Origin of the sequence: Bacillus sp. MM09(2025) (assembly GCF_050496725.1) — a bacterium.
Lineage (GTDB): Bacteria > Bacillota > Bacilli > Bacillales > Bacillaceae > Bacillus > Bacillus pumilus.
This window is the reverse complement of the sequence record NZ_JBNWEN010000004.1, coordinates 1184161-1202459: the sequence shown is the minus strand read 5'-3', so window position 1 is coordinate 1202459 and position 18299 is coordinate 1184161. Positions and strand designations below refer to the sequence as shown.

Annotated in this window: 16 protein-coding genes; 9 read left to right on the top strand and 7 right to left on the bottom strand. The window is 42.2% G+C overall.

Annotated features, from left to right (window positions below):
* Positions 1-141: 141 nt before the first annotated feature.
* The 8 genes from ACQYAC_RS12495 to ACQYAC_RS12460 all read left to right on the top strand — a co-directional run bounded on the left by ACQYAC_RS12495 (position 142) and on the right by ACQYAC_RS12460 (position 7580).
* Complete coding sequence (locus ACQYAC_RS12495; protein WP_429943408.1) at positions 142-1254, top strand: CdaR family transcriptional regulator; 1113 nt, start codon at positions 142-144, stop codon at positions 1252-1254.
* A gap of 118 nt (positions 1255-1372) precedes the next feature.
* Positions 1373-2644 (top strand): GntP family permease, encoded by a 1272-nt coding sequence (locus ACQYAC_RS12490; protein ID WP_429943407.1) that lies wholly within the window; start codon positions 1373-1375, stop codon positions 2642-2644.
* A 31-nt stretch (positions 2645-2675) separates the two neighbouring features.
* Positions 2676-3815, top strand: coding sequence for a glycerate kinase (locus tag ACQYAC_RS12485; protein WP_429943406.1), 1140 nt, complete (start codon positions 2676-2678; stop codon positions 3813-3815).
* Positions 3816-3907: 92 nt separating this feature from the next.
* On the top strand, positions 3908-4246 hold the full coding sequence (locus ACQYAC_RS12480; RefSeq protein ID WP_429943405.1) for a zinc ribbon domain-containing protein YjdM: 339 nt from the start codon (positions 3908-3910) through the stop codon (positions 4244-4246).
* A gap of 227 nt (positions 4247-4473) precedes the next feature.
* Complete coding sequence (locus ACQYAC_RS12475; RefSeq protein ID WP_429943404.1) at positions 4474-4995, top strand: tubby C-terminal domain-like protein; 522 nt, start codon at positions 4474-4476, stop codon at positions 4993-4995.
* A 248-nt stretch (positions 4996-5243) separates the two neighbouring features.
* Positions 5244-6173 (top strand): ABC transporter ATP-binding protein, encoded by a 930-nt coding sequence (locus ACQYAC_RS12470; RefSeq protein ID WP_268497317.1) that lies wholly within the window; start codon positions 5244-5246, stop codon positions 6171-6173.
* A complete protein-coding gene (locus tag ACQYAC_RS12465) occupies positions 6170-7123 on the top strand; it encodes an ABC transporter permease (protein ID WP_429943403.1) in 954 nt (317 codons plus the stop codon). The genes ACQYAC_RS12470 and ACQYAC_RS12465 overlap by 4 nt, the downstream gene beginning before the upstream one ends.
* Before the next feature lie 28 nt (positions 7124-7151).
* On the top strand, positions 7152-7580 hold the full coding sequence (locus tag ACQYAC_RS12460; RefSeq protein WP_058013272.1) for a DUF4064 domain-containing protein: 429 nt from the start codon (positions 7152-7154) through the stop codon (positions 7578-7580).
* 41 nt (positions 7581-7621) lie between these two features.
* Here ACQYAC_RS12460 and ACQYAC_RS12455 read toward each other — a convergent pair whose 3' ends face one another.
* The 7 genes from ACQYAC_RS12455 to ACQYAC_RS12425 all read right to left on the bottom strand — a co-directional run bounded on the left by ACQYAC_RS12455 (position 7622) and on the right by ACQYAC_RS12425 (position 17216).
* A complete protein-coding gene (locus ACQYAC_RS12455) occupies positions 7622-8950 on the bottom strand; it encodes a CitMHS family transporter (RefSeq protein WP_429943402.1) in 1329 nt (442 codons plus the stop codon).
* Between the two features lie 295 nt (positions 8951-9245).
* Positions 9246-11312 carry a beta-galactosidase gene (locus ACQYAC_RS12450; protein WP_429943401.1) on the bottom strand — a complete coding sequence of 689 codons (2067 nt, stop codon included), beginning with the start codon at positions 11310-11312 and terminating at the stop codon, positions 9246-9248.
* 23 nt (positions 11313-11335) lie between these two features.
* Positions 11336-12544, bottom strand: a complete 1209-nt coding sequence (locus ACQYAC_RS12445; RefSeq protein ID WP_429943400.1) for a glycoside hydrolase family 53 protein — start codon at positions 12542-12544, stop codon at positions 11336-11338.
* A gap of 11 nt (positions 12545-12555) precedes the next feature.
* Entirely contained in the window at positions 12556-13398 is an 843-nt protein-coding gene (locus ACQYAC_RS12440; RefSeq protein WP_012011808.1) for a sugar ABC transporter permease, read from the bottom strand.
* 1 nt (position 13399) lies between these two features.
* A complete protein-coding gene (locus ACQYAC_RS12435; RefSeq protein WP_169056152.1) occupies positions 13400-14638 on the bottom strand; it encodes a carbohydrate ABC transporter permease in 1239 nt (412 codons plus the stop codon).
* A gap of 144 nt (positions 14639-14782) precedes the next feature.
* On the bottom strand, positions 14783-16048 hold the full coding sequence (locus tag ACQYAC_RS12430) for an extracellular solute-binding protein (RefSeq protein ID WP_429943399.1): 1266 nt from the start codon (positions 16046-16048) through the stop codon (positions 14783-14785).
* A gap of 172 nt (positions 16049-16220) precedes the next feature.
* Positions 16221-17216 carry a LacI family DNA-binding transcriptional regulator gene (locus tag ACQYAC_RS12425; protein WP_429943398.1) on the bottom strand — a complete coding sequence of 332 codons (996 nt, stop codon included), beginning with the start codon at positions 17214-17216 and terminating at the stop codon, positions 16221-16223.
* Between the two features lie 172 nt (positions 17217-17388).
* Here ACQYAC_RS12425 and ACQYAC_RS12420 point away from each other — a divergent pair, with 172 nt between their 5' ends.
* Positions 17389-18288: a LysR family transcriptional regulator gene (locus ACQYAC_RS12420; protein ID WP_169056036.1), complete on the top strand. Its 900-nt coding sequence runs from the start codon at positions 17389-17391 to the stop codon at positions 18286-18288.
* Positions 18289-18299: the final 11 nt, after the last annotated feature.

The window sequence follows — 18299 nt, the reverse complement described above, 5'->3', positions numbered from 1 at the left end:
CTAGACTGTCGGTCGGTCCTTTGATTTGATTAAACACTTTTCAATGTACCTTTGTCAATGGCTCATTTTTAAACACTTTGCATTTATTGTGCAATGACACTATGTTACATTGAATGAAAACACCTTCAGGAGAGATGCCTCATGCAATTTTTAACCACTGAATTGGCACAAGAAATGGTTGAACGTACGATGCGTATTTTAGATAAAAATATCAATGTAATGAATGCGGATGGTGTCATCATTGGTTCTGGTGAACGAAAAAGGATTGGTCAGAAACATGATGGTGCACGACTTGTGCTCACAAACGGGAACAGTATGGAAATTGACCACGATGCGTCCTTGCACTTAGAAGGAGTAAGACCAGGAATCAATTTGCCCATTTGCTTTCGTGAACAAGTGGTTGGTGTGATCGGCATTACTGGTGAGCCAGAGGACATTCGGCATCATGCCGAGCTGGTGAAAATGGCAGCTGAGCTAGTGTTAGAGCAGTCTTTTCTGCTTGAACGAGTGCAGTGGCGGCAGCGGATAGAGAGTGAAATTGTCAATCAGTTAATTTCTGATTCGGACGTTGGTGATCATCAGCTAAAGAACCGAGCTGCATGGCTGGGCATGGATTTAGATAAGCGCCGAATGGCCATCATTTTTCAGCCAGTTCCATCCTCAGAAGACGCTGTGCATAAAATGATGCATGCAATTCAATACGATAAGAATGCGGATGATTTGCTTGGCATGACTTTTCGCCATGAATTGGTTCTTTTAAGGCAGCCGATTTCTGATCATCATTTAAAGCATGTGGTTGGGCAGCTGCAAAGAACAATGGAAAATGCAGTAGGAGGCCAGGTGCTGGTGGGGATAGGAACTGTCGCAGACGACATAAGCCGGCTGTCATTGTCCTTTGAACACGCTAGAAATTCCTTGCGGTTAGGGAAGGCTCTTGATCCGGAGGAAAGTATTTATTTTTTTGAATCTTATCAGCTGGAAAGGCTATTCATCGCTGCAGGTGCTGTTGAAGAAAACGGTAGTTGGGCTGACTTTTACAAGCCATTAACACAAGAAGTGGAGCTTGCCCACACATTAAGAAGTTACATTGAAGAGGGCGGTGATTTACAAAGAATTGTTGATCGTTTATATATTCACCGGAATACATTGAGATATCGTTTAGATAAGATACAAGCTTTGACCGGAAAAGATCCCCGTCATGTAAAACAGTTGATGGAGCTTTATATGGCGCAGTTGATGAATCAATTATCTTGATTGTGCATATGCACAATGAGATGAAGTGATAAATGAAAAAAGTTCATCTAGATTCACAACCCGATTCCAATTAGTAAACGCTTACAATAAAAGAAAGACAATTTTGGGGGGATCGAGGATGAATGGTGATGTGACTGTAAGTACACTGGGAGCCATTATGGCACTGGTTATTGCGATTGTTCTTATTCTAAAAAAAGTATCACCTGCTTATGGCATGCTGGCAGGTGCATTTATAGGCGGTTTAATTGGCGGCGTAGATATTGCTCAGACCGTCAATGTCATGATGGAAGGTGCTAAAGGCATGATTCCGGCTGTCCTTAGAATTATGGCGGCAGGGGTGCTGGCTGGCGTTTTAATTGAATCGGGTGCAGCTTTATCTATCGCTGAGGCGATCGTGAAAAAGCTTGGAGAGGCGAGGGCGTTATTAGCACTGGCACTGGCAACCATGATTTTAACGACAGTGGGCGTTTTTGTAGATGTAGCTGTTATCACGGTAGCGCCTATCGCCCTTGCCCTTGCCAAACGGGCAAAGCTGTCAAAAACGGGGATTTTACTCGCCATGATTGGAGGCGGGAAAGCAGGGAATATCATGTCACCGAACCCCAATGCCATTGCCGCTTCTGATGCGTTTGGTGTACCGCTTACTTCAATGATGGCAGCAGGTGTCATTCCGGCTATATTTGGCTTAGCTGTCACATACGTGTTAGCCAAAAAGCTTGCTAAGAAAGGAGCGCTTGTATTTGAAGAAGAAGTTAATCAAAGCCAGTTTCAAGTACCTGCCTTTTTACCAGCGGTGGTCGGTCCACTTGTTACCATTTTATTGTTGGCTTTAAGACCGCTTTTTCAAATCAATATAGACCCAATGATCGCCTTACCGATCGGAGGCATTGTAGGTGCTCTTTTCATGAAAAAAGGGAAATTTATTAATGATTATGCGATGTCCGGGCTGAACAAAATGTCGGGTGTAGCGATTATGTTATTAGGGACAGGCACACTAGCAGGCATTGTATCGAATTCTTCCTTAAAAGATGTGTTTATTCAAGCACTTGATGCATCGGGATTACCTCCGTATTTACTTGCACCAGCTTCAGGGATCTTTATGTCAGCCGCCACTGCTTCGACAACAGCAGGAACAGCAGTAGCGAGTGGCGTATTTAGCGGTACGTTACTTGGTCTCGGCGTATCGGCTCTTTCAGGGGCAGCGATGATTCATGCTGGTTCAACTGTGCTTGATCATATGCCGCACGGGAGCTTTTTCCATGCAACAGCAGGAAGTGTTCAAATGGATATCAAAGAGCGGTTGAAGCTCATGCCTTTTGAATCGTTAATTGGTTTGACATTAACCGTCGTATCGACCATTATATTTGGCGTTTTCCAGTTGTTTGGCTGATGACATTTGATAAGAAACGAGGGGCTTTAGGATGAAAATTGTGATTGCACCAGATTCATTTAAAGAAAGTTTATCTGCATATGAGACAGCATGTGCCATCGAACGAGGATTTCATGCGATTTTGCCAGACGCTGAATATATCAAACTTCCCATGGCAGATGGAGGAGAGGGAACTGTTCAATCGCTAGTTGATGCGACGGGTGGGTACATAATCAATCATGTGGTCACAGGCCCGCTTGGTGACCCCGTCGATGCCTTTTTTGGCATGTTAGGAGACGGTGAGACGGCCGTTATAGAGATGGCCGCAGCCTCTGGGTTACACCTTGTTCCGCAAGAAAAACGCAATCCGTTACTCACGACATCGAGAGGAACTGGGGAATTAATGCTTGCGGCACTAGATCAAGGAGCAAAGCATGTCATCATTGGGCTTGGCGGAAGTGCAACAAATGATGGCGGCGTTGGGATGATGCAAGGGTTAGGTGCGGCTTTTCTTGATCAAGCAGGACAGGAGCTGTCGCCAGGCGGTGGAGCCCTTCATCAATTAGCTTCGATAGATCTAACTGGACTTGACCCTAGACTGAAATCAGTTCGGCTGGAGGCAGCCTGTGATGTGGATAATCCTTTAACAGGTGAGAGAGGAGCGTCTGCTGTATTTGGTCCTCAAAAAGGTGCGGATGAAGAAATGGTTCAAGTGCTAGACAAGAATTTAGCTCATTTTGCTCAAATAGCAGAAAAGCAGTTTAATGTATCTTTTGAAGATGCAGAAGGGGCAGGAGCGGCAGGAGGACTTGGTGCGAGTTTATTAGGCTTTTTACACGCTGATTTGCAGCGAGGAATTGATATTGTGCTGAAGGCAGTTCAGTTTGATGATGTCATCAAGGAGGCAGACCTAGTTGTTACTGGTGAAGGCCGAATTGACCAGCAAACCATTTATGGAAAAACCCCAATTGGTGTAGCTAAAGCAGCAAAGCAGTATCACCTGCCTGTGATCGGCATCGCGGGCTCTCTCTCAAAAGATAGTGCAGTCGTACATGAGCATGGCATTGATGCCCTTTTTAGTATCGTTCCAGGTGTCACTTCTCTTTCTGAGGCGATGAGAGATGGGGCTATTCATGTAGAAAGAACCGCTCGGAATATTGCGGCTGTTATATCGATTGGAAAAAATAAGTAAACGATGAAAAATGTTTCCTTTTCTATCACATTCTTTCTATAGAAATGTGGTAAAATTGTATGAAATGAAATAGAAAGTTGGAGGAAACACAAATGTCTAATCTACCAAATTGTCCTTCATGCAGTTCAACGTATACTTATGAGGATGGCAGTCTGCTGGTTTGTCCTGAATGTGCGCATGAATGGTCACTTGAACAAGAACAAGCGGCAGATGAGCAGCTTGTGGTCAAAGATGCGAATGGAAATCTGTTAAGTGATGGGGATACGGTCTCTGTCATTAAAGATTTAAAAGTAAAAGGTTCTTCTTCTGTCTTAAAAATAGGGACGAAGGTCAAAGGCATTCGTTTAGTGGAAGGCGATCATAACATTGATTGTAAAATTCCTAGCTTTGGCGCAATGAAGTTGAAATCAGAGTTTGTGAAAAAGATATAATATCAAAAAAGCAAGATATTAATCCTTTTTTTCTGAGTGAGATGGTCTGCTTCATTGGTTTATTAAAGATTTAGAAATAAAGATATGAATGTTGCTAAACTAAAAAAACACCTAAATTGTTAAAGGAAACATATTCCTTGATAAATTAGGTGTTTTATATTTTTTAAACATTTTTCTAAATGTTTTTCCAACTATATAAATTAATAAATTATCAATGGGAGGTAAAAATGGAATTTGGATACTTTAAAAAACCTGTGATAAAGAAAACGACTAAATGCATACCTATTATGAATAAAGAAGATCTCAGAATTGGATGTATAAAAAGATTCTATACAAATAAAGTTGAGAAGTTGATTGATCACATATTTGATGAGTTCTTTGTGAATATAGAGGTAATGGATTCGAATTCTAATATTATTGTAACAGCTATTGAAAATAAGTCTTTCCAATCAATGTTTCGCTCAAATTGGGTTATAGAATGTAAAGATAAAGGAAGGTTAGTATTAGAAGATAGAACCAAAATTAAGATAAATCCAACGATGAGTTTTATAATAAAAGATACTACTTATTATATAAAGAAAGATTTCGCCAATAAACGTGTTAGGTTGGAAAATGCAAAACAGACTATAGCTGAAATTACATACGATAAAATTGTGCCTCCTGCAAAAGTTAGTATGGAAAAAAAGCAAGGTGACTTATCTTTACATCTTATTGCATGCCTCTATTATATATTTATGTTAAGAGAATAGGCTTGGAACTCATACTGCAATAAAACTTTGAATTACACAGTCTTAAAAATATAAAATTTACTCATTTTAAATCATTACCTTAACCCTACCTTAAAAAAGGCAGATGATTCACTAAATTTTGGCTCATCCCCTTCACAACTTTTGGGCATTGCTGTACCATATGGAAGTGTTCTTCTATTTTTAACGGATCATGGTGTTTATTTGGAAATAGATGATAGATGATACTTAGACAAAGAAGGAGAGGTAACGTGACGAACGTTTTAGAACTGCATAATGTATCTAGGCATATTCACGGGAAAAAGATCGTTCAAGACTTGAGCTTTTCTGTCCAAGCGGGCGAAGTCTTTGGCTTCTTAGGACCAAACGGCGCAGGGAAAACGACAACCATTCGTATGATGGTCGGTCTTTCTCCAATTACATCTGGTGACATTCTGATTAATGGTCATAGTATTCAATCTTCATATCAGCATGCCATCCAAGATGTTGGTGCCATTATTGAAAACCCAGAAATGTATAATCATTTAACAGCCAGACAAAATCTTGTTCACTTTGCCAGAATGAATGGGAAAGTGGATGAAGGGCGAATTGATGAGCTGCTAGAACTAGTCAGCTTACAGCACGTAAAACATAAGCGTGTCCGAACATTTTCATTAGGAATGAAGCAGCGTTTAGGCATTGCGCAAGCACTTATACATAGACCGAAACTGTTGATATTAGATGAGCCGACCAATGGACTTGATCCAGAGGGAATTCGCATGATACGAGATTACTTGAGAAGGCTTGCAAAGGAAGAAGGGCTAGCTGTCATTGTTTCAAGTCACCTCATGTCAGAAATGGAATTGATGTGTGATCGTTTTGCGATTATCCAAAAAGGCAAGCTGATAGCGATTGAGGATCAGCGTGCAGAGACGAATCAAGACGAATTGGTCAATTATCGAATGAAGGTCGCATCTGGTGAGCTGGAAGAAACACAGAAGCTCATTGGTATATTTGAGGAAGGCACGACTGTGAGAGAAGAGGAGCAGTATTTATTCTTCTCCTTGTCAGAAGAGAAAATGCCGGAATTGATTCGTCATTTAAGCGGCGCATCCATTCATTTGTACGAAATCAAAATTGAAAAACAAACCTTAGAAGATAAGTTCTTAAGCTTAACAGGTAAAAAGGAGGCAGACGTATGATTCGCCTCATTCAAAACGAGTGGATGAAGATCAGTTATCGTATTGGAACTTGGATTATGGTTGGACTTCTTATTTTAGGGATGATTGCTACACTGATCTTTGTAGTGAAAACAAATGACAAAGATCAAGCTTCAGGTGATTGGAAAAACCAGCTAGAAATGATGAATAAGGAAAACAAGAAAGAGCTCAAAGAGACAGAGGCTGGTTTCTTTAAAAGAAACCTTGAAAAAGAGATCGCTATTAATGATTATCGAATCAAGCATAACTTGCCGCCAGCTGATCAGTTTAGCCACAGTGTATGGGATTATGTGAAAACAAACGCCAGTTTACTTCAGCTAGTAGGTGTGTTTGTGATCATTATTGCTTCCACTATTGTGTCGGCTGAATACAAGCATGGTACAATAAAATTATTATTGATTCGTCCACCATCAAGGCTAAAGATCCTAATATCTAAATATATTACAGTACAGCTGTATGCTCTATTACTTGTTGTGGTTCTATTTATTTTGTCCTTCATATTGGGTGCTATTTTCTTTGGACTTAGCACTGATTATGTGAATTTGGTGTATCACAATGGTGAAGTGATTGAACGTTCGCAGTTTGCAAATATGATCTATTATTATCTTGCTCATTGTGCAATGTTTGTCGTTTTGGGAACCCTTTCGTTTGCCATTTCTACAGTATTTAGAAGTGAAGCCATCTCCATTGCCATTAGTGTGTTAGCTTATATTGTGGGTGGATCAGTTACAGGTATTTTAATGCTCTTCTTTGATTGGTCAAAATATTTGTTATTTGCAAACGATCCATCCCAATACTTTATGGAACAGGTTACTGTTATCGAAGGTATGTCTCTAGGATTCTCACTAATAGTCCTAGTCATCTATTGGGCTATTTTCTTAGCCATTGCCTTAATTGTCTTCCAAAAACGAGAAGTGAAAACAGGCAGTTAAATTTTTAAAATTTTTAGGAGGTTTACACATGATTAGTCGTAAAGGTGAAAAAATTATGGGGATTATTAGTATTGTCCTCAATGCCATTGGTGTTGGATTTGGAGCATTAATCCTCTCGGTAGGTCCATCATTTTATAATGAAATTAATGAAGTGTTACAAGAGGAAGGCGAAACATTACCGATTGAAACGCTTCAAGCTTCAGTCAATGCATTTGGTACGCAGTTTATGGTCGTTTCTGGAATTGCAGCAGTGCTGTCGATTGTTGCTGTGATTCTTTTGAAAACAGACCGCCGTGCCGTGATTTCAGGTGTTCTTTTCTTGGTGTCTGCTGTGACTCTTTTAATTGGAACAATCGGTCTTGCATTCGCTCCAATGGTTCTATTGTTTATCATTGGATTAATGTCTCTTATTAGAAAGCCGAATACAGACATTCACACAAATGAATATCCTTCATAAATAAAAAAGACATGCGTCGCTGTGCGCATGTCTTTTTTTATTTAAATAATGCCTATCAGTTTGGCAACGATCAGTAGAGCAATACTGAATCCCCACATCCAGAAGAAAGAGTAGCGAATATGTTTCCCCATATCGACTCCTGCAAGACCGATCGCAAGCCAAACGGCTGGAGCGAGAGGACTGACAAAGGTTCCTATGATGTTTCCGATCATCATGGCATACGCCGCGGAAGTGCCCGTCACACCAACCTCAGATGTGATGGATTCGACAATTGGCAGAAGTGCATAATAATAAGCGTCTGTACTTGTCAGCATATCCAGTGGTACCCCAAACATCCCGACAATGATATGTAAAAATGGAAGCAGGAAAGCAGGTAGAATTTGAATGCTGTCCACAGCAATAGCTTTTAGCATTCCCGTTCCTTCGAGAATGCCTAGAAACGAACCTGCGGAGAAAATAACAGCGGCCATCATAAGTGCACTAGGTGCATGCGCCTTGATTCTCTCCATTTGTACATCCACTTTCGGATAGTTAATTAATAGTGCGAGAGAAAGACCAATCATAAACATATAACTAGCCGGAATCACGTTGAGCACAAGAAGGACAACTACGGCTATAAACAGAATGAAATTCACCCAAATCAAGTGATAACGTTTTAAAGCAGCATCACCTGTCTCGCTAATGGATTGAATAGCCCGGTCCCAATCTGCGCCTTCTAATTGAACAGCAGCGATTTCATTTGCGGCGATTTTGACGCGAATGCGTTTTTCTTCTCTTTTTCCTAAAATAAATGCCATTCCTAATACGAGAACGACCCCAATGAGCTGAATGGGGATGAGCGGCACCCAAAGTTCGGATGGGTCCACGTTCAACACACTTGCTGCCCGTCCTGTGGGGCCAGCCCACGGCACCATATTCGTTAAGCCGGCACTCGTCCCGATCAAAAGCAGCAATAAGTACGGACTCATATGTAATTTTTTATAAAGTGGAAGCAGTGCAGGGACAGTTAATAAAAATGTAGTCGCTCCTGCTCCGTCTAAATGAGCGATGACTCCTATTAGAGCTGTCCCCATCGCAACCGTGACAACATTTCCCTTTGTCAGTTTAATCAGCGTTTTTATTACAGGTTCAAAGAACCCTGTATCTTGTAAAATGCCAAAAAATAAAATGGCGAAAATGAACATGGTCGCCACTGGCAGTACTTTGATAATTCCTTCTTCAAAGAATGTTTGAATGTCATTAATCCCAAATCCTGCGATGAATGCCCCGATTAAAGGCACCATGACCATGGCAACAATTGGACTTGCTTTCCCCCAAATCAGCAATACAACAATCGTTAAAATAATCAACAATCCAACAAACGTTAACATAAGTCCCTCCCCCTACAATAAACCGTTTACATTTTCTTGCTCTTTTTATGACAATGCAGTCCCATATCTGCATTGAAAAAAGGGTATCAAAAATATGAGTATTAGGCAACCGCTTTCATACCTATAAAATGGTGAAAAAGGATGGTGGAACCAGTATTGGCGCAGGGTGAAACATGTCAAAAAATTTAGATAAAATATAAAGGTTCAAGTTTATATATAAAACACATAAATTTATATAGGTATTTAGATTCGTTAAAATGAAAGAAGCGTCCAATGAGTAGACGCCTCTTTCAATCTATTTTTTCATAATAATGTACTCGTAAGGATCAAGCTGAAGCTCTTGAGGCACATGTTGCCCTGTCAGCATATTTTGATAGCTCGCTTCTGAATCTAGTGAAAGGAGCTGCTGTTTTTCCGTAAAATTCATCATAAACACATAGTCCTGCGACCCATCTGTTCGTTTTTGGACACTGACTCCCTCTGGAATCACCGCTGATAGGACGGGCTGTATATCCATTCCTGTGATGAGATCCTCGTAAAACTCATCATAAAAAATCTGCTCATTTTCGGAAGCCATATAGTACGCCTTTCCATCTCCAAAAGGATGGACAGTCAGGGCTGGCTGTCCTTCGTAGCAGCCATTCTCAAAATGTCCTAACACAGAGGCCGTTTCAGGATGGATGGATTCGCAATATTGCCCGACATGGTAGGTGCGTCCATTTCCTGTGGTCATTAATATGTGTTCATCTGGCATCAATGTGTTGATTTCTTCCGCCCAAATGCCAAGTACATGGCGGAGAGGACCCGGGAAACCGCCGAGGAAACAGAGGTCATTTTCGTCGACCATACCGCTCCAATAGGTTGCGATAAAAATACCGCCCGCTTTAACAAAGGCTTCAATTTTTTCTGCAACACCTGGTTTGATCATGTAGAGCATTGGACCAATGAGCACACGATAGGATGAGAAATCCTTTTCCATGCCGACAATGTCAACAGGGACGCCTTTTTTCCAAAAGCTTCGATAATGAGTTTGACAAGCCTCTACATAGCGTTTGTTTGTATTATTTAAGCCTTGCGCATCATCAATGGCCCAGTGGTTTTCCCAATCGTATATGATGGCGACTTCTGGTTGAACGGATGTCCCTGCGATGGGCTGCAGCTGCTCCAGCTGTTTCCCTAGATCAGCGACTTCTTGAAACACGCGCGTATGTTCATGTCCAGAATGATCGACTACGGCGCCATGGAATTTCTCGGAGGCACCTCGTCCTTGGCGCCACTGGAAGTAAAGCACAGAGTCTGATCCGTGGGCAATCGCCTGTATGGCAGAAAGGTGTGCCATGCCTTTGTGTTTGACCTTATTCACTTCATGCCAGTTCACAAGGCTAGGTGTACTCTCCATCACGAGAAATGGCTGACCGTCCTTTAATGAACGATATAAGTCGTGAACGAAGGCTACGTTTGACGCCAATTCAGCGGTTGTTTCCCTACCGCTATGCCATGCTGGATAGCTATCCCATGAAATCACGTCGACCTCTTTTGCAAATTGATGATAATCCAGTCCGAGAAATGGGCGCATATGCGGGTAGTCGCCCATAAAGTTGGTGGTCACTGGGATGTGAGGCGTCAATTCCCGCAGCGGTTCAATTTCATTTTGATAAAAATTGATCGTTTGCGCTGTGACAAAGCGTTTCCAGTCTAGGTTCATTCCGTGAATCATGTGCTCCCCGTGCGGTGCAGGTGATTCGATTTGTGACCAATCACTATACGTGTGGCTCCAAAACCCCGTCCACCATGCTTGGTTTAAAGCTTCAAGGTCATGATTGTACTTGTCTTTCAAATAGCCTCGAAATGCTTCCTGACAGAGATCACAATGACATTCGCCGCCGTACTCATTCGAAATGTGCCACATGATCAGTGCTGGGTGATCCTTGTAGCGTTCAGCGAGCAAACGATTGAGCGTATTCGTTTTTTCTCGATAAACGGGTGAGGTGAAGCAATGATTATGGCGCAGTCCATGTAAATTACGCTGACGGTTCGCTTCGACGCGCAATACCTCAGGATATGCTTGTGACAGCCAAGCAGGCCTAGCTCCGCTTGGTGTTGCAAGAATGGCGTGTGCCCCTTGCGCTGCCAAGCGGTCCATGATGTCATCCAGCCATGCAAAATCATACTGACCTTCTTTTGGCTCTAGCTTACTCCATGCGAAAATGTTGATGGAGAATGTTTGACAATGTGCAAGCTTCATTAATCGAAAATCTTCGTCAATGATCTCTGGCATATGAAGCCATTGATCTGGGTTATAATCGCCACCATGCAAAAAGCCTTTCACATTTGGGTGAACGAGTGGGTAACGCTTTCCCATTTTGTCACGTCCTATCCTTTTAATTACGGTGTCATTTGTTTAAATACGTCTAGAGAAGGCAGTGCTTTTCCGTTGAAATCAAACATCGCTTGATTTTCCCAAGCATTTCCGGCCGTACCGGTTGTTTGGATATAAGCCAGCCCATATTGACTTGACCACGGGGCACCTTTCGCTGGAATCCAAAGCGGCTCCCAATAAAAGAACCCTTTCCCGCGATTGTTTTTCACTTGTGAAATTTTTTCTGATAGATCTCGTATAAAAGATGCCTGGCCTTGAGGTGAAGCTGGGTAGCCAGCAGTATTGACTGAATCTTGATTAAATGAGTTTTCTAGGTTGTCGCCATTTGCTGTTGTGAAGCCGTAGGCGGTTTCTACCACGATGACGTCTTTGTGATAGCGGGCGCTAATGTCATTCATATTGTTAGTAAGACCGCTAAATCCCCCGTCCCAATACGGGTAGTAAGATAAACCGATCGTATCGAATGAGACGCCTCTTTTGGTGATTTCATCAAACCACCAGCGGGAGGCCCCGTTATCCCCGCCATGGGCAAGGTGAAGCATGATGTTGATATTTGAATCAACAGAGCGGACAGCATTTGTGCCAGCCTTTAGCAAAGCGGCGAGCCTGTCAAATTCACCCCCGCCTTCACCCCAGCTTTTGCCGTTCGGCCAGAGCATACCTGAGTTCAATTCGTTTCCAACCTGTACCATGTTCGGCAGTGCATTTTGGGCTCTCATCGTTTTGAGTACATCCCCTGTGTAAGTGCCAACCGCTTTTACCAAATCGTTTTGTGAAAGAGATGCCCATGCTTTCGGTTTGAACTGTTTACCAGGATCGGTCCAGAAATCACTGTAATGAAAATCAAGCAGCACTTTCATATTTTGCGCTTTTGCGCGTTTCGATAAAGCGATGGCTGTATTGAGATCATTTGTCCCGCCATTATAGGCACGGCCTTGGTTGTCGTATGGGTGGTTCCACAGTCTAATGCGCACATAGTTGACGCCTTTTTCCTTTAATAGCTTGAGCGGGTCCACCTGTGTTCCGTTCTGGTCGAAGTATCTGCCCCCGCTTCTCTCCACCTCCGCAAGCATGGAGATATCGGCTCCTTTAATGAAATCACCTTGCAGTCCATTGATCGGCTGAACGGAAATGGCATCCGCTTTTGCTTCAGGTAAAATCCCTAACCCCATCAAAAAGAAAACGATAACCGTGACAAGCATCCATTTCTTCATCAAATCTCCCCTTATCCTTTTGTCCCGCCTTGTGTGAGGCCGGACACAAATTGTTTTTGTAACACAAGGAACAATAAAGCGACTGGAATCGCAATGAGTAAAGCCCCGGCTGCAAAGGTCGTGTAGCTGGCCCCCATTTTGTCTGACACTAGATTGTACAGACCGATCGGGAGTGTATACATTTCGGGTGAGCGGACAATGACACTGGAGATGATGAAATCACCCAGTGGTCCTGTAAATGAGTTGATGGCGACAACCGCCAAAATGGGTTTAGCAAGCGGCATAATAATTTGGATGAAAATACGGAAATGCCCTGCGCCGTCCATTCTGGCTGATTCATCAAGATCTTTTGGAATCGCATCAAGATAGCCTTTCATTAAATACGTATTCATCGGAATTTGTCCGCCTGCATAAATCAAAATCAGTGCAAGATGGCTGTTAATCAGTCCAAGCATTTGAGCCAAAACGAAAATCGCAATCAGTGCTGAAAATTGAGGAATCATTTGCAGCAGCAAAAAGAGCATCAGCCCATTTTTCCGTCCTTTGAAACGGAATCTAGAAAAGGCATAGCCTGTAAAACTAACAAGAATCAGCGTTAACAACATTGTGGCAATACTGATCTTCATGGAGTTCCAATACCATTTTGCATAAAGTGCGCCTTGGCCAAAGAAGAGCTCGGTAAAGTGACTGAACGTTGGATTCTTCGGAAACATACTTGTGCTCATGAGGCTGTTTCCAGGATTAAAAGAAGCACCGATTGTCCAAAGCAGTGGATATAGAATACAAATGGAGGCAATGAAAAGGATAAAATAAGTAATGCTCAGGCGAATGAGCTTGTTTTGTTTTGATCCCATATCACATCATGTCCTCCTCTTTGAATGAATTCGTTCTCTTAAACTGCCAGAGTGCAATGGCGATGACAAAGATTGAAAGTAAAATCGTGACAGCCGCAGCGAGTGCATATTGAGAGGACTGCATTGTGAGTTTATAAATCCAAGACACCAAGATGTCCGTTCCTCCAGCGGTTGACCCCGCAACAGGCGGTCCTCCGCCATTAAATAAGTAGATGATATTAAAGTTGTTAAAGTTAAACGTATATTGTGTGATGAGGATGGGGGCAATGGAATAGAGAACAAGCGGTAACGTGATGGACCGGAATTTCTGAAAAAAATTGGCTCCATCAATGGTCGCAGCCTCATATAAATCCTCGGGAATTGCCTGCAAAACGCCTGTTGTCATAATGAAAACGAAAGGAAATCCAAGCCAAGTCTGCATCGCAATGAGGGCGATTTTGCTCCAAAATGGATCTGTCAGCCATGGTTTTGGATCAATCCCTATTGATGCAAAAAGTGTATTGTTAATGGCCCCGAATGTATCATTGAACAGTCCAGCAAACACCAAAATGGTCACAAAGCCTGGAACAGCCCAAGGAAGAATCAAAATGGTTCTAAAAAACCGTTTTCCCTTTAAATCCTTCTGATTGAGCAGAACCGCTAAAAAGATGCCGAGGGCACATTGAAGGGTCGATGCAGCCAAAGTCCATACGACGGTCCAGCCAAGTACATCAATGAAGGTGTCTCTCCAAATATCAATGGAAAAGATATTTTGAAAGTTCTTGATTCCTACCCAGTCGATTAGATTGGCAGGAGGTGAGTGGTATAAATCATAGTTCGTAAAGGCAAGCGCAAAGCTGAACATAATAGGAAAGACAACAGAAAATAGAAGTAAAAAGAAAGCAGGAGTGCTCATTAAGTAAGGAAAGCCTTGATCGATGAGCTGATGATATTGAGCACGGATGGAATGAAGTGGTACCCCTTGATCCCGTTTCTTTCCATTCATAAAAGCATCACGCATCATGAGTACATAAAAGCCGATACCAAAACCAGCTGTTAACAGCGCAATAATCCCCTTTGCTAAAAGAAAAACAGAGTTGTCACGAGGCAGCATCGTCCCCAGTGTGAACAGTCCCCAGAAGCCAATATTGAATAAATCATAAAATACAATCAAAAAAGCGACGCCGAACAGGAAAAAGAGTGCCCCTTTGCCGTACTGTTTGTTGTATATCTGCCCCATCCCGGGTATAAAGGAGAACATTAGCGCCCGTCTCCGGTGTGTCTTTGATTCCACTGTGTGTGTGCGGTCTAGTTCAAGGTTACCCGTCACGTCTAACACCTACTTCATATGAAATTAGATCAACTACGGGCAGTTTGATAGACTACCGACTACCCGCATTTGATGTTATTTGGAGTGATTTGCTTTAATTTGAGAGTCGATTTGATTGACCGCATCATCAAATGCCTTTTTCACATCTGTACGACCAGTTGCAATGAGACCTAATGCACTGTCAATCGGCTTCCACACCTCTGCCATTTCAGGATTGTTCGGTGTCAGTGTGGCGTATTTCGTTTGTTTTGAAACAGCATCCGCATTCGCGTTTTCCGTAATGATTGGATCTTTCATCAGTTTTTTCACTGGTGGAATTTCCTCTGTCAATTCAAAGCGCTTCTTCGAATTTTTTTCATTCGTGATAAATTCAACAAATTTCTCAGCTAGTTTTTTATTTTTAGAATAAGAGGAGACGTTGTAGCTCTTCACACCTAAGAATGAGCTCATATGTTTTCCGTTAGGGAGTGTTGGCAGCTCGGCCACGCCATAGTCAATACCCGCCTCTTTAAATGGACCAAATGACCATGGACCAGAAATGACAGCAGCCGCTTTTTTCTCTGTGAATAAGGAGTTGAGGACGTTGATTCCTTGTTCACCAATGATGCCTTTCGGGAAAAGTCCTTCGCTAAAGAATTTTTGAATGTATTCTCCGCCTTGGATGGCGCCATCGTTGTTCAGTCCAATGTCATTGACATCATAAGAGCCATCATTTTTCTGCTTGAAAATATAGCCTCCAGATCCGCCTAAAACACTTTGTGCGTAGTAAATTTCATCCCATTTCGCAACAAAACCGTACTTTCCGCCTTTTGTCAGCTTTTTCGAAAGATCATACCAGCCATCAAGTGTCGTTGGTGCCTTTTTGACAAGATCTTTATTATAGAAAAGCACTGTCGTTTCAACGGATTTAGGAAGACCATACAGCTTGCCGTTTACCGTTTGTGATTGAATGGATTCGTCTGTGAAGGAGTTGATCACTTTTTGATCTGGCTTCATTTCCTGTAATAGCCCCTCAGTGACAGCAGATCCAATTTGATCGTGAGGCATCGTGATGACATCTGGGCCTGTCCCAGCTGCTCCATCTAGGCGGAGAGCTTCAATTTGGTCGGCATAAGCTTTTTCGACCACTTTGATTTTCACATCATGTTGTTTTTCGAATTCTTTTACAGCGTCTTGAATCCCATCAGATTTTTTGACATCCTCCCACACTAGCAAGGTCTTTGTACCTGTAGATGCTGGCTGTGTTCCGCTTGAATTGTCATCTCCCGGTCCGCAAGCTGAAAGCAGAAGCACAGCAGTCCCAACGACTGCTGATAAAGTCGCCCATTTTCCCTTTTTCATGAATAATCCCCTCTCGTTCTTTTTTCACAGATGATAAGAAAACGCTTTCTTAATGTGAGAATATCAACTTAAGTAAAAAAAGTAAACATATTTTATTAAATTTATTAAGTAAAATTTTTTACTCATATAGAGAGAAAAGAAGCCCTCCAGATTGGACGGGGCTTCCAGTTGTTTAGATTGTACTTTTTCGAAAGACAGGCTCTGAGGCAATCAGCACAGTTTTCGGTAATGTTCTGCCGTCTACAAGTCTTTCTAACAGTAAATCGACTGCTGTTTCACAAAGTAAAGATGTGTGGATATGATACGTGGTAAGCGGTGGTGATACATATTGAGACACATGAATATCGTTGATACTAAAGACGCTCACGCGGTTCGGTAGAGAAAATCCGCGCTCGTTTAATGCTTGTAAGCAGCCGATGGCAAGAGGATCACTAGCGACACAAAATGCGGATGGCAAGTCATCTCCAAGCTCATCAATCGCCTTCATCATCAGCGCATAACCTTCATCCACTGAGAAATGGTGACCAACATAGACCAATCGCTCTTCAAGGACATTGTGAGCCATCATATATTCACGGAAAGTCGTTTCACGAATATCTGGAATATGCATATTCGTATTCAGATCAAGGTCTGTGCCGCCAACAAATCCAATGGATGTATGTTCTTTTTCAATAAAAGAATCGATGATCTTTTCAACAATGCGTTTCAGGTTTGGCTTTACAGAATCAAAACGGTCTTCATCTGGTGACGTATCAATAAAAACGATATGCTGGGTGATCGCATATAATTGGTCAAGCTCTGACTTTTTAAATCGGCCGATGGCAATGATCCCTTCTGTAGAAGGATCAATGGAGTGAAGCCCGTCAGATGGTTTGTAAGCGGTGACATTTAAACTCCGAGTATTCGTAAGTTCCTCAATGCCCAGACGGATGGATTTAAAATAAATATCTTCAAGCTCTTCCTTTTCGGTCATCCAATAGAGAAAGGCGATTTTTTTTAATGAATGTTTGAATGTCTTCTTTTGATAGGACAAAGCTTCAGCGGCGGCGTATACTTTCTCGCGTGTTTGATCCGTGACAGATAGGTTGGGGTCTTGGTTCAGTACGCGAGATACAGTCGCAATGGATAATCCGGCTTTTTCAGCAATGTCCTTTATTTTAGCTGCCAAATCAGCACCTCCTATAGAAAATATCTCCTTCTAGTATAGAGTCTTTAAAAAAATTAGTAAATATTTTTATTAAATTGTTTTCAGTAAAGCGCTTCTTTACGCACTGGGAAGGAATTAGTAAGATATATATAAGAAAGGTTTTGGATTAAGATTTCTGATAGGAGAGGGACCGATGTATTACGATGCACTGAAGACATTTGTGACAGTTGTGGAAGAGAAAAACTTTACAAAGGCAGCCCAAAAGCTGCGGATTTCTCAGCCGAGTGTCAGTCTTCATATTAAGAACTTGGAGCAGGAATTCCAGACCGTTCTGCTCAATCGTTCGCCAAAGCAACTAACTGTTACACCAACTGGGGATATGCTGTACCATCGATCAAAACAAATCATTCGTTTATATGAACAGGCGAAGCAGGATATTTATGAGCATCATCATCTGGCAAGAGGGAAGCTGACAATCGGGGCGAGTTTTACCATTGGAGAGTACGTGCTGCCGCAAATATTGGCAGAGTTTCATCAGCTCTATCCGCATGTGGACATTGAGGTGGTCATTGATAACACAGAGGCGATCGCCAGTCATGTCCGCTTATTCCATGTCGACATCGGTTTGATTGAAGGACAGACGAATGACAAAGAATTGACAGTAGAAACTTTTCTAGAAGACGAGCTTTATATCGTCGCACCATTAGATCACCCCTTTGCTAAGAAAAAGGATGTCACGATTGATCAATTGCAAAACGAAACATGGATCACGAGAGAAGAGGGATCAGGTACCGGAGAATACTTACAGCACGTCCTGAAATCAAATGGACTGAAAGCTCGGACATTTGTAACATTTAGCAGCAATCAAGCGATTAAAGAGGCTGTGATTCATGGAATGGGGCTTTCTATTTTATCTAAATATGTCCTCCAGCGAGGCAGCATTGGGGGGGAACTGGCTGTCATTTCTGTGAGAGGAATGGATTTCAAACGAAAATTCTCCTATGTCGAGTCACCTATGACAGGGGGAAATAAAAATAAGGAATTGCTTGTTGAATTGTTAAGAAAAGAGAGAAAAGATGCTTCTCCTCGGTAGGAGAAGCATCT